This is a genomic window from Saccharothrix sp., assembly GCF_031180885.1.
Lineage (GTDB): Bacteria > Actinomycetota > Actinomycetes > Mycobacteriales > Pseudonocardiaceae > Actinosynnema.
In genome coordinates, this window is record NZ_JAPSLK010000072.1 from 26,878 (window position 1) to 39,365 (window position 12,488).

8 protein-coding genes are annotated in these 12,488 nt (G+C 71.6%); 7 read left to right on the forward strand and 1 reads right to left on the reverse strand.

Annotated features, from left to right (window positions below; genetic code table 11):
* Nucleotides 1–707 precede the first annotated feature (707 nt).
* A complete protein-coding gene (locus RIN75_RS39740) occupies nucleotides 708–1,025 on the reverse strand; it encodes a hypothetical protein (protein WP_309117273.1) in 318 nt (105 codons plus the stop codon).
* A gap of 162 nt (nucleotides 1,026–1,187) precedes the next feature.
* Here RIN75_RS39740 and RIN75_RS39745 point away from each other — a divergent pair, with 162 nt between their 5' ends.
* The 7 genes from RIN75_RS39745 to RIN75_RS39775 form a co-directional block, all read left to right on the forward strand.
* Nucleotides 1,188–2,048: a helix-turn-helix transcriptional regulator gene (locus tag RIN75_RS39745; RefSeq protein WP_309117274.1), complete on the forward strand. Its 861-nt coding sequence runs from the start codon at nucleotides 1,188–1,190 to the stop codon at nucleotides 2,046–2,048.
* A gap of 8 nt (nucleotides 2,049–2,056) precedes the next feature.
* Nucleotides 2,057–2,248, forward strand: coding sequence for a DUF397 domain-containing protein (locus RIN75_RS39750; protein ID WP_309117275.1), 192 nt, complete (start codon nucleotides 2,057–2,059; stop codon nucleotides 2,246–2,248).
* A 265-nt stretch (nucleotides 2,249–2,513) separates the two neighbouring features.
* Nucleotides 2,514–3,164, forward strand: coding sequence for a DedA family protein (locus tag RIN75_RS39755; RefSeq protein WP_309117276.1), 651 nt, complete (start codon nucleotides 2,514–2,516; stop codon nucleotides 3,162–3,164).
* A gap of 391 nt (nucleotides 3,165–3,555) precedes the next feature.
* Nucleotides 3,556–6,411: a BTAD domain-containing putative transcriptional regulator gene (locus RIN75_RS39760; RefSeq protein WP_309117277.1), complete on the forward strand. Its 2,856-nt coding sequence runs from the start codon at nucleotides 3,556–3,558 to the stop codon at nucleotides 6,409–6,411.
* A 424-nt stretch (nucleotides 6,412–6,835) separates the two neighbouring features.
* Nucleotides 6,836–9,184 (forward strand): chitinase C-terminal domain-containing protein, encoded by a 2,349-nt coding sequence (locus RIN75_RS39765; RefSeq protein ID WP_309117278.1) that lies wholly within the window; start codon nucleotides 6,836–6,838, stop codon nucleotides 9,182–9,184.
* A 186-nt stretch (nucleotides 9,185–9,370) separates the two neighbouring features.
* Entirely contained in the window at nucleotides 9,371–9,559 is a 189-nt protein-coding gene (locus RIN75_RS39770) for a hypothetical protein (protein WP_309117279.1), read from the forward strand.
* Between the two features lie 68 nt (nucleotides 9,560–9,627).
* The coding region (locus RIN75_RS39775; RefSeq protein ID WP_309117280.1) for an AAA family ATPase at nucleotides 9,628–12,488 on the forward strand (2,861 nt) is incomplete at its 3' end.

The following is a 12,488-nucleotide window of genomic DNA, read 5'->3' on the forward strand; positions in this document are numbered from 1 at the left end:
CTTTCCGGCCGGGTGTCCACCCGCCCACCCCCACCCTGGCCGCCAGGCACAAGCCAGGCGTGCGGTCGCGCCAAGCGCGCTTCGCGCGCAGACCCGCGCTGCGCGCGGGTCGCACGGCCCGGCGGAGCCGGGCCGTGCCGCCGCCTGCGGCGGCCCCGCCGAAGGCGGGTGCTTTTCGGGCTTTTGCGAGGTGGCCTGGGTGGGGGTGGGCGGGCGGAACGCCCGACGTGAGACGACCTCCGCCCAAACCGCAGCCGCATTCCAACCGCATCCCCGCGCCTGCATCCCCGCGCCTGCACCCCGCCGCCGCGGCCATCGCGCTGGCACCCCTGCGGCCATCCCGCCGGCACGCCCGCCTCCATCGCGTCCAATTGGCGGTGCGGCGTCGGTGATGCGCCTTGTGGTGGTGCGCGGCGGTGGTGCGGCGGCGCGCCTTGCGGTGGTGCGGCGGCGCGACTGTGGTGGTGCGGCGGCGTGTCCGGTGGTGGCGCGGCTCTGGTGGTGCGGCGGTGGTGCGGGGGCTCGCCTGGTGGCGTGGCTGTGGTGGTGCGTCCGGTGGCGATGCAGGTGGGCAGTGCGCGGGAGTGTGTGAGGCCCGCGGCGGAACTGGGCTCGGTCGGGGTGCGAGCTTGGTTCCGCCGCGGGGGTGGTCGGGCGGCGCGGAGGGGCTTGATCTTCGGGGGGGAGGCGCGTCGCCCGGCCAAGTTCTACACGGGGGTGCGGACGTGGCGGTTCAAGCCCGGGGTCTCCGCGCTCACCGTCAAAGCCAGTTGCGCGCCCAGGTAAGCCCGGCACGGGGACGGCAGGCGGCGGCTGAACCTCCTGGTCCGGCACGTCGGGCAGCGGCCGTGTTCGTCCGGGGTGTGTTCGTCCAGCAGGGTCTTCAGCGCGGTCACCACGCGGGGGAGTTCGGAGCGGGCCAGTTCCGCTGCTGTGTCGGGGTCGGCTGTGGCCGACAGGCGCACCAGGTTGGCCAGGTGTTCGTGCAGCGACCTGTCGAGCTGGCTGAAGACCGTCGTGGACATCTTCAGCGCTCCTTCCGAGCCTCGCGTGTGTGGTGTCCGAGGAGCAGCCTGCTTGCGGCGACCGGCGGCCTGCAAGTTGCACTACACGAATGGATGACGGCTCTTTGCTCCGCACGCACCCGGCCACACACTTCCGGGGGGACCACACGAGGAGGTGTGCCGATGCCACGCGGCTCCAGCCCGACGTTGCGCAAGCGCCGACTGGTCAGCGAACTGCGCAGGCTCCGGGAAGCCGCGTCGCTCACCATCGAGGAGGTCGGTGAGCGGCTGGAGTGCTCGGCGTCCAAGATCAGCCGCATCGAGACCGGCCGGGTCGGGGTCACGCCGCGCGACGTCCGGGACATGCTCGGCGCGTACGGCGCCGACGAGTCCACGCTGGAGGAACTGGTCCAACTCGCCCGCGAAGCCCGGCGCAAAGCCTGGTGGGACGAGTTCGGCGACATCGCGCCCGGCCGCTACATCGGGTTCGAGGCCGACGCCGACTCGGTCCGCACCTACCAGGGCCTGATGATCCCCGGCCTGCTCCAGCACGAGGCCTACACCCGCGCGCTCATCGCCGACGTGCTGCCCGACGCCGCCCCGAGCGAGGTCGACCGCCGGGTCGCGCTGCGCAAGGCCCGCCAAGCACTGCTGCACGAGGACGACCCGCTCACCCTCCACGTCGTGATCGACGAGGCCGCCCTGCGCCGATTGGTCGGCGGGGTGGACGTGATGTGCGCACAATTGCGGAGACTGAACGAAGTCGGCGCATTGGACAACGTCACCCTCCAGGTGGCGCCATTTCGTTCCGGCGGCCACGCTGCGCTGGACGGCCCGTTCGTGATCCTGACTTTCCCCGAGAAGCTCGATCCGGACGTGGTATACATCGAAAGCACGCGAAGTGACGTCTATTTGGAACAGCCGTCCGACGTCGCGAGGTATTCCGACATGTTCGCGCGACTGACTTCGGGGTCCCTGGGCACGGCTGAGTCAGCGGCGTTCATCGAGCAGGTCAGCCGCGAACATTCCGCCAACCGGGAGTGAACAAGCCCATGCAGCAGGAGTGGCGCAAGAGCAAGCGTTCGTCCGCGTCCGGACCGGAATGCGTGGAAATCGCGCTGAACGGCACGGGTGCGGCCGTGCGCGATTCGAAGAACCGCGGCGCCGGCGCGTTGAGCTTCGGCACCGCGCAGTGGTGGCGATTCGTCGAGGTGGCCAAGAGAGGCCGTTACGACGAGCGCTGAGCCGTGCCCCGTTCGGGGGCGGGTCCCACTCGGGGTCCGCCCCCGAACCGGTGTCCGGGCACCCCGTACGACCAAGGTCTGACGAGCCGTAGACCAGGGGCCGATGTGCCGGTCCCAACCGATCCGGTGAACTGTTCGCCCGACAGGGTGGTGGAGTCGGGTCGGGTCTTGCGCTCACCGGTGTTCACCTCCACGGCGTTGGCCGCGCTCATCCGATCGGGCAAGATCGGCGCGGCTGTGGGAATGAGCACCTGGGGGAGAAGACATGGCGTTGCTGACCGACGCGTTGGAAGGGCTGGCCGGGCTGCCGCAGCCGGCGGTGCTGGCGGTGACCGGCGCTTTGACGTTGGCGGAGTGCACGTTGGGGGTCGGCTTCATCGCGCCGGGGGAGAGCGCGCTGCTGCTGGCCTCGACGACGGTGACCACCGTGCCGCGGTTCCTGGTCATGTGGCTCGTGGTGTCGGTGTGCGCGGTGGTGGGCGACAGCATCGGCTACTACCTCGGGCGGCGGTTCGGCGACCGGCTGCGGGACAGCAAGGTCGTGCGCAAGCTCGGGCAGGAGCACTGGGACAAGGCCGGTGAGCTGCTGCGCCGGCGCGGGGCGTGGGCGGTGTTCTTCGCGCGGTTCATGCCGGTGGTGCGGACCCTGGTGCCCGCGTCGGCCGGCGCGTCGAAGCTGGAGTACCGGCGGTTCCTGCCGGCGTCGATCGCGGGCGCGGTGTGCTGGTCGGCGCTGCACATCGGGATCGGGTCGGCGGCGGGGGCCTCGGCGAAGTACATCGAGTCCGTGTTCAACGGTGTGATGTGGGTCCTGATGGGTCTGGCGGTGCTGGTCGCCGTGATCGTGTTCCTGCGCAAGCGCCGCAAGGCTGCGGCCGCCGCGGGGAACGTCAAGGAGCTGGAAGAAGTCGCCTGAACCCGCTGGTGGTTCCGACACCCGCTGGGCGTCGAAGGGGCCGCGTCCGAGGGTTCGGGTCCCGGGCGCGGCCCCTTCCACTGGGGGAGGGCAATGGGCGAGAGCCAGCCCCTACCGGATGGCTCTGCCCGTGGAGACGTCGAGGGGACGAGGGCGGGCCGGCGTTCCGCCGCCGCGGGCTGGATGCCCCTTGCACGCCGGCCGGCCCTCGTCGTTCTCGGAGAGCAGCGGGTGTTCCGCTGTCTGGCCCAACCTTCCACACCGGGTTCGCCCTGTGTGGTCGGTCGGACACGCATAGCGTAAGAATGCGGTCTACAGCGCGACTGGAGTCGTACTGAAGTGATCTCCTAGGCTGCTCGTGAGCTAGAGCCCTTCGGCGAAGGATCGGTCGGTGGAGTACGACGGCGGGGAGCCCTTGCGGTTCGAGGTGCTCGGCCTGCTCCGGGTGGTGCGCGGCGGCCGGGAAGTCGACCTGGGCGCCGCGAAGCAGCGCGCGGTGCTCGCGGTGCTGCTGCTGGCGCGTAACACGCCGGTCAGCCGGGACCACATCATCGAGGCCGTGTGGGGTGACGCCGCGCCCACCAGCGCGGTCAACCTCGTGCAGACCTACGTGGCGGGCCTGCGCCGCGCCCTGGAACCCAGCCGCGCCCGGCGCGCCCCCGCCGAGACGCTGACCTCGGTCGGCGACGGCTACCTGCTGCGCGTCGACCCGTCCGCGGTCGACCTGGACGCGTTCGAACGGGGTGTCGCCGCCGCCTCCCGGCTCCGGTCCACCGGCGACCTCGAAGCCGCCGCCCGCGTGCTGGACGAGGTGCTGGCGCTGTGGCGGGGTGAACCGCTGGGTGGGGTCACCGGTCTGTTCGCCGAGGTCGAACGGGGCCGGCTGGGCGAGCGCCGGTTGGCCGTGCTGGAGGAGCGGGCGGAGCTGCTGCTGCTCATCGGGCGCGGCGCGGAGCTGGTGCAGGAGCTGGGTGCGCTGGTCGCCGAGCACCCGCTGCGGGAACGCGTGCACGGGCTGCTGATGCGGTCGCTGTGCCAGGCGGGCCGGCAGGCCGAGGCGCTCGCGGTCTACCGGGAGGCGCGCCGGGTGCTGGTGGAGGAGCTGGGCGTGGAACCCGGCCCCGAGCTGCGCCGGCTCCAGCAGGCCGTGCTGTCCGGGGAGAACCCCGAGCCCGAACGGCCCACCCGCCCGATGGTGATCCCGCCGCAACCCGCCGAACCGGCCCTGCCGACCACGCCGGCCCAGCTCCCGCGCGCCCCCGTCTCGCTCATCGGCCGGGACGCGGAGTTGGCCAAGCTGGACGGCCTGCTGGCGTCGCACCCGTCCGGCGGGCTCGTGCTGGTGGTCACCGGTCCGGCCGGCGTCGGCAAGACCGCGCTCGCGCTGCACTGGGCGCACCGGGTGCGCGACGAGTTCCCCGACGGGCAGCTCTACGTCGACCTGCACGGCTACGACCCGAACCAGGAGCCGCTGGGCGCGGGCGAGGTGCTCAACCGGTTCCTGCGCACGCTCGGGGTGCCGTCGGCGGACATCCCGGTCACCGTCGAGGAGCGGTCGGCGCTGTTCCGCACGCTGGTCGCCGACCGGCGGATGGTGGTGATGCTGGACAACGCCCGCGGTTCCACCGAGCTGATGGCGTTGCTGCCCGGGTCGCCGTCGTGCGTGGTGGTGACGTCCCGGCGCCGGCTGGTCGGCCTGGTCGCGCACGCCGAGGCCAAGCTGGTCGAACTGGACATGCTGGACACCGACGCCGCCGTCGAGGTCCTGGGCCGGGTCGCGGGGCGCGACGGCGCGGAGGTCGGCGCGCTGCGGCGGCTCGCGGTGCTGTGCGACGGCCTGCCGCTGGCGTTGCGCATCGCCGCCGCCCGGCTGGCGGTGTCCCCGTCGCTGCGGGCGGCCGAACTGGTGGCGGAGCTGGACGACGAGCACGGCCGGCTGGCCGCGTTGGGGTTGGAGGACGAGGACTCCACCGTGCGGGCGGCGCTGGACGCCTCGCGCCGGGCGCTGTCACCGTTGCCGGCGCGGCTGCTGGCGCTGCTGGGCCTGCACCCCGGCCCGGACGTGACCGCGCACGTCGTGGCCGCGATGGCACGGGTCCGGGTGTCCGAGGCGCAGCGCGCGCTGGACGCGTTGACGGCGGCAAACCTGTTGTCCGTCAACGAAAACGGCCGTTACGGGGCGCACGACCTGGTGCGCGTCTACACCCGGACGCTGGCCGCCGAGCTGGCCCCGGCGCAGCGGCACGAGGCCACCAGCCGGATGCTGGACTTCTACCTGCACTGCGCCGACCTGGCGGACGGGCTGCTGCCGGTGGGCCGCGGGTCGGTGCGGGTGGCGCCGGAACTGGTGCCGTTGGAGGTGCCCCGCCTGACCGGTTCCGGCGACGCGATCGCGTGGCTGGACGCCGAGCAGGGCAACATCATCGCGGCGGCCGAATTCGCGGGCGAGGGGACGGAACGGGCGTGGTTGGTGCACGCCTGGCAATTGCCGTACACGCTGTCGCGCTTTTTCTGGCTGCGCACCGATCGGTCGACGTGGTTGCGGACGACGGAGGCGGCGATGCGCGCGGCGACTTCGTTGGGTGACCCCGAGGCGCGATTTGTGACGCTTTTCAACCTGGGCGTCGCGTTGAACCAGTTCCACCGGACTGATGAGGCTTTGGAGCGGCTCCGGGAGGCTTTGGAGGTCGCGCGGGGCAGCGGTGACGTGAGCGCCCAGGCCCGGGCGTTGACCACGGTCGCGGACATGCTGCACGGCCTGGGCAGGCTGGACGAGTCGGAGCGGTTCTACCGGGAGGCCCTGGAGGTTTCCCGGACGGCGGGCGCGCGCTGGGCGGAGGCGACGGCGCACCACAACCTGGGGCTGCTGTACCTGTCGAAGCGGCGGTACGACGAGGCGAAGAAGTGGCTGCGCGCGGCCGTGGAGATGTACCGCGAGGTGGGGGAGCAGTGCGGGGAGTCGACGTGCCACGTCGACCTGGCCGCGGTGCTGATGGAGTCGGGGGAGTTGTCCGACGCGGTGTCGTCGGCGCGGACCGCGTTGTCGGTGGCATCGGCGGCGATGAGCCCTTACCACCAGGCACTCGCGCACGACCGGTTGGCGGCGGTGTTCGACCGGCAGGGGATGGCGGGGGCGTTGGCGCACTGGCAGCGGGCGTTGGCGTTGTTCACGGAGTTGAACGCGCCGGAGGCTGATCGGGTACGGGCCCAGTTGGCCCGGACCAGGTCGACGGCTCCGACGCCTTGAGTTGTGCTCGGGTTGCTAAGTCGCTCGAAGGGCCTTCAGGTCTGATTTTCGCTTGAGAGTGCGTCAGCGTGCTTTTAGAGCGCGATGCGCGTTCATCCTCCGGGAGGGTGGAGCTGCGAAGATCATCCTTAAGTTAGCGGCATTGGGCCATACGGGGATGACACAAGCAAGAAGCCCGAGTTGGGGTGTGTGCCCCGGCGGCACTGCCCGACGGCGCTGCGCGCCGAAAGCAGGCGCTGCGCGCCGAAGAGCAGGGGGCGCTGCACGTCGAAAGGGTGGCGCGAAGGCGGGTGTGGTTGCGCTCTCACGCGCGGCTTGATCGGTCGACTGGTCCAGACCTATTGACAGAGTGGTCCAGACCTATTTACGTTTCGTTCGCTCCACCTCGCGTCGAGGCCGCCGCCTGGTGCAGGAGGTACCGTCAGTGCCCAGAAAGTTGTTGCCGCTGTTGGCATCCCTCGCCACGGCGGCCGGACTCGCCCTCGTCGGGCTGTCCCCGTCCACGTCCAGTGCCGCCACGGGCGAGGAGTGCCGTCCCGATGGGCTCTACCAGACCCCGGGTGTCGCGGTCCCCTACTGCTCGGTCTACGACACCAACGGGCGGGAGTCGTTGGGGGCCGACCACTCGCGTCGGGTGATCGGGTACTTCACGAGTTGGCGCACCGGCAAGAACGGCGCGCCCGCCTACCTCGCCTCCGACATCCCCTGGTCCAAGGTCACGCACCTCAACTACGCCTTCGCGCACATCGACGGCGCGAACAAGGTCTCCGTAGGCCCCGACGGCCCGGACAACGCGTCGACCGGCATGACGTGGCCCGGCGTCGAACTCGACCCCTCCCTCCCCTACAAGGGCCACTTCAACCTGCTGAACAAGTACAAGAAGCAGTACCCGAACGTGAAGACGATGGTCTCCGTGGGCGGTTGGGCGGAAACCGGTGGGTACTTCGCGCCCGACGGGTCCCGGGTCGCTTCCGGGGGCTTCTACAAGCTCGGCCAGTCCCAGGCCGCCATCGACACGTTCGCCGACAGCGCCGTGGAGTTCATCCGCAAGTACGGCTTCAACGGCGTCGACATCGACTACGAGTACGCCACCTCGAACAACCACGCGGGCAACCCCGACGACTTCTGGATCTCCAACGCCAACCGCGGCACCCTGTGGGCCGGCTACGAGCGGATCATGAAGACGCTCCGCGAGAAGTTGGACCGGGCTTCGGCTCAAGACGGCAAGCATTACCTGCTCACCGCGGCGGTGCCGGCGTCGGGGTGGTTGCTGCGGGGGCAGGAGGCGTACCAGGTCACGCGGTACCTGGACTACGTCAACATCATGTCCTACGACCTGCACGGCTCGTGGAACCACTTCGTCGGCCCGAACGCCTCGCTCTACGACGACGGCAAGGACGGCGAACTCGGGGCCGGCGGCGTCTACACCGCGCCGCAGTACGAAGGCATGGGCTACCTGAACACCGACTGGGCCTACCACTACTTCCGCGGTGCGATGCAGGCCGGCCGGATCAACATCGGCGTCCCCTTCTACACCCGCGGCTGGCAGGGCGTCACCGGCGGCACGAACGGCCTGTGGGGCAAGGCGGCGTTGCCGGACCAGACGAAGTGCCCGCCCGGCACCGGGTCCAGTGTCGGCTCGACCACCCCGTGCGGCAACGGCGCGTTGGGCATCGACAACCTGTGGCACGACCTGTCGACGTCCGGTGCCGAGGTCCCGGCGGGCGCGAACCCCATGTGGCACGCCAAGAACCTGGAGAACGAGATCACGCCGGACTACCTGGCCCGGTACGGCCTGGACCCGGTGAACGACCCGACCGACCGGATCTCCGGCAACTACGTCCGCTACTACGACAACACCCTCACCGCGCCCTGGCTGTGGAACGCCGACAAGAAGGTCTTCCTGTCCACAGAGGACGAACAGTCGCTCGCGGCCAAGGCGAAGTACGTGGCGGACAAGGGCATCGGCGGCATCATGATCTGGGAGCTGGCAGGCGACTACCGGTTCGACTCCGCCAAGGGGCAGTACACCATCGGCGACACCCTGCTCACCACGATCAACAACGGCCTGCGCGGCGCGGCCCCCTACGGCGCGCAGAAGGCCGCCGGGACGCCGCCGACCGAGGTGCTGAACGTGTCGGCGACCGTCTCCGGGTTCGCGCTCGGCGACAACAACTACCCGATCACGCCCAAGCTGAGGATCACGAACAACTCGACCACCACACTGCCGGGCGGCACCAAGATCGAGTTCGACTACGGCACCAGCGCGCCGGGCAGCATGTCCGACCAGTCCGGGTTCGGCCTGCGGGTCACCGCCAAGGGCCACACCGGCGCGAACGTGGGCGGCCTCAAGGGCGACTTCCAGCACGTCGAGCTGGCCCTGCCGAGCTGGCAGTCGCTGGCGCCGGGGGCGAGCGTGGAGGTCGCGCTGAGCTACCAGCTGCCGATCGCCTCGCCGTCGAACTTCAAGCTCACGTTCGGCGGCAAGTCCTACGCGATCGCGTCCGACCACCCGCGCGGCGGCACCACCACGCCGCCCACCTCGACCTCGACGTCGACCAGCACCACGACGACCACCACGACCACCACCACGACCACCACCACGACTCCGCCGACCTGCACCGTGCCCGCCTGGGACCGGGAGAAGGTCTACACCGGCGGCAACGAGGTCTCCCACCGCGGGAAGCGCTGGCAGGCGAAGTGGTGGACCAAGGGCGAGGAGCCCGGGACCACCGGCGAGTGGGGCGTCTGGAAGGACCTCGGGGCCTGCTGAGGGGCCCTGAGGCCCGCTGAGGGCATCCCTTACCCGCCGTCTGACACCCCTTACGGCGGCGGGTAAGGGCATCAACGCAGGAACCCACGTGAACACCCGATGCCGGGGGCGCCACCTCAGGACGAAGCTTCGTGTCACACCGGGAACGGAATGAGCCGGACCCGGAGGACAAGGAGACAAGTCATCATGGAATGGACCCCCGAGGCCATCAAGGCGGAGATCGACTACCGGCAGACGGCGCTGCGCGAGGACGCGGCACACGCTCGTCTCGCCCGGGCGAACTCGGCTCCCAAGCGCTCGTGGTGGCGCAGGTTGGCCCACCGGCCCCGGCCGGAGATCCCGGAACAGCGAAATGGCCACCTCGACGCCGCCTGAGGTGTGCGAACATGCACCCCGTGGCACGCCTTGGTTCCGGAATCCCCTTGGTGGCGCGTAGCCGGGAGATGACCAGGCTGCGCGCCGCCCTCGACGAAGCCGCCCGCGGCCAGGCCGGCGCGATCCTGCTGGCCGGTGACGCGGGCGTCGGCAAGACGCGGCTGGTCGACGAACTGGCCGCCTCCGCCGGTGACGTGCTCGTGCTCACCGGCAGATGTCTGGACGTCGGCGAGACCGGCCTCCCGTACCTGCCCTTCACCGAAGCGCTGGGGCAGGTGCGGGAGGCCGGTCTGCTCGACATCTCCGCACGTCCCGCGCTCGGCCGCCTGCTGCCCGAGCTGGCCCTGCCGGTGTCCACGCCCGGCGAGAACGGCCTGTCCGGGCTGCCGTCGCACCTGGTGGGCCGCCGCCCGGAGCAGGACGTCGGCCAGCTCCAGCTGTTCGACGCGGTCCACGGCCTGCTCGGCGACCTGTCCGACGACCGGCCGGTGCTGCTCATCCTCGAAGACCTGCACTGGGCCGACGCCTCGACCCGGTACCTGCTGTCCTTCCTGCTCTCGCGGCTGCGGTCGCAGCGGCTGCTGGTCGTGGGCACCTACCGCTCCGACGACCTGCACCGCAGCCACCCGCTGCGCCCCCTGCTCAACGAGCTGGTCCGGCTGCCCGCCGTGCAGCGCCTCGACCTCACCCCGCTCAGCGCGATCGACGCGCGGTCCTTCGTCGCGGCCCTGGCCGACGACCTGCCGGACGACGTGGTGCTGGAGGTCGCCGAGCGCTCCGACGGCAACCCGTTCTTCGCCGAGGAGCTGATCGCGGTCGCCACGTGCGGCTCGGGCAGCATCCCGTGGACGCTGGCCGAGGTGCTGCTGGCCCGCATCGAGCGCCTCGCCCCGGACACCCAGCACGTGGTCCGCGTCGCCTCGGTCGGCGGCCGGTCCGTGCGGCACGACGCGCTGCGCGAGGTCGCCGGCATCGACGACCGGGCCCTCGACGAGGCGCTGCGCGAGGCCGTCCAGCACCACGTGCTGATCGTCAACCGGGACGAGGTCTACACGTTCCGGCACGCGCTGCTGCGCGAGGCCGTCTACGGTGACCTGCTGCCCGGCGAACGGGTGCGCCTGCACTCCGCGTACGCCGCCCGGTTCGCCGCGTCGTCGGACCGGGGCGCCGCCGCCGCGCTGGCCCACCACGCCCTGGAGAGCCACGACCTGCCCCGCGCCCTGCGCGCCTCGGTGGACGCCGCGCAGGAGGCCAAGCGCGCCGGCGCGCCCGCGGAGGCGCTGCGGCACCTGGAGCAGGCGTTGAAGCTGTGGCAGGCGGTGCCCGAGGCGCAGCGGCCCGAGGGCGTGACCGAGATGGGCCTGCTGCGGCGCGCGTCCTGGGTGGCCGGGACCGCCGGGCAGCCCGAGCGGGCGATCGCGTTCGCGCGCAGCGGCACGAAGCTGGTCGACGGCTACTCGCCGGAGGAAGCGGCCGAGATGTGGCGGCGGCTGGCCCAGTCGTTGCAGGTCGTCGACGGCACGGAAGAGGAGAAGTTCGCCGCGATCGAACAGGCGTGGCGGCTGGTCCGCGACCGGCCCGCGAGCACGTCCCGCGCGTGGGTGCTCGCGGTGCTGGCGGCGTGCTGGCGGCACGAGCGGAAGTACGCGGAGGCGCGTGAGCTGGCCGAGGAGGCCGTGCGCGACGGGCGCGCGTCGGGCACCGAGTCCGCCGTGGCCGACGCCCTGGCCACGCTCGGCCTGCTCGACGAGGCCGCGGCGGACCTGACGTCGGCACGCCGCCACCTCGAAGAAGCCATCGCGTGCGCGATGGAGGTCGACGCGTACAGCACCGAGCTGCGCGCGCGGTACTTCCTGGGCCTGCACTTCTACGACCAGGGCGCGCTGACCGAGGCCGCGCGGGTGTTCGACGAGGGCATGGAGCGCGCCAAGGCGACCGGCCTGGCGTGGAGCGCGTACGGCCTGGAACTGCGCATCCTCCAGGTGCTGACCCGCTACCAGGTGGGCCGGTGGGAGGACGCCGCGGTCGCCGCCGAACCGCCCGGCCTGCGGGTGTCCAGCACGGTCTCGGCGCGGCTGGCGGCGGCCGGCACGCACATCGCGGTGAGTCGCGGGGAGTTCGAGCAGGCCGAACGCCTGATCGGCGAACTGCGCGCGGACTGGCACCGCGACCTCCAGATCGCCCTGATCACCGGTGGTACCGGGGCGGAGCTGGCGCTGTGGCGCGGCCAGCCGGAACTGGCCGTCGAACGGGCGCGCGACGCGATCGAGTGGACCCGGCGTGAGGGCGGCGAGTGGATCCTGGCCGGCATCCGCCTGGCCGCGCACGGCATCGCCGGCTACGCCGAACTGGCCCAACGCGCCCGGCGCCGGCGTGACGCGGCGGGTGAGGAGGCGGCGGTCAAGGCCGGTGTGGAGCTGGCCGAGTACGCCCGGACCACCGCCGAGATGGGGTTGCCGCGGACGGGGACGCTGGGTCCGGAGGGGCTGGCGTGGCTGGCCCGGGTGGTCGCCGAGGAGAGCCGGCTGACCGGTGCCGGGGACTGCACGCTGTGGCGGCGGGCGGTGGACGCGTTCGGGTACGGGTCGGTGTACGAGCAGTCGGTGTGCCGGTGGCGGTTGGCGGAGGCGTTGCTGGCGTCGGACCAGCGGGACTTGGCGGTGGCCGAGTTGCGGTTGGCCGACGAGGTGGCGTCGTCTTTGGGGGCCGTGCCGTTGAGGGAAGCGGTGGGGTTGGTCGCGCGGCGGGCGCGGGTGGCTCTGCATGCCGAGGTGGCGCGTTCGCAGGTCGATCCGTTCACGCCGCGGGAGCGGTCGGTGCTGGGGTTGGTGGCGTTGGGGCGGACGAACCGGGAGGTCGGGGAGGAGCTGTTCATCTCGGAGAAGACGGTCAGCGTGCACTTGACCCGGATCATGGCGAAGCTGGGGGC

Bases quoted from the DNA above. Each gene is read 5' to 3' on its own strand.
- RIN75_RS39740 (WP_309117273.1), bottom strand. From the start codon at position 1,025: ATGTCCACGACGGTCTTCAGCCAGCTCGACAGGTCGCTGCACGAACAC.
- RIN75_RS39745 (WP_309117274.1), top strand. From the start codon at position 1,188: ATGCCACGCGGCTCCAGCCCGACGTTGCGCAAGCGCCGACTGGTCAGC.
- RIN75_RS39750 (WP_309117275.1), top strand. From the start codon at position 2,057: ATGCAGCAGGAGTGGCGCAAGAGCAAGCGTTCGTCCGCGTCCGGACCG.
- RIN75_RS39755 (WP_309117276.1), top strand. From the start codon at position 2,514: ATGGCGTTGCTGACCGACGCGTTGGAAGGGCTGGCCGGGCTGCCGCAG.
- RIN75_RS39770 (WP_309117279.1), top strand. From the start codon at position 9,371: ATGGAATGGACCCCCGAGGCCATCAAGGCGGAGATCGACTACCGGCAG.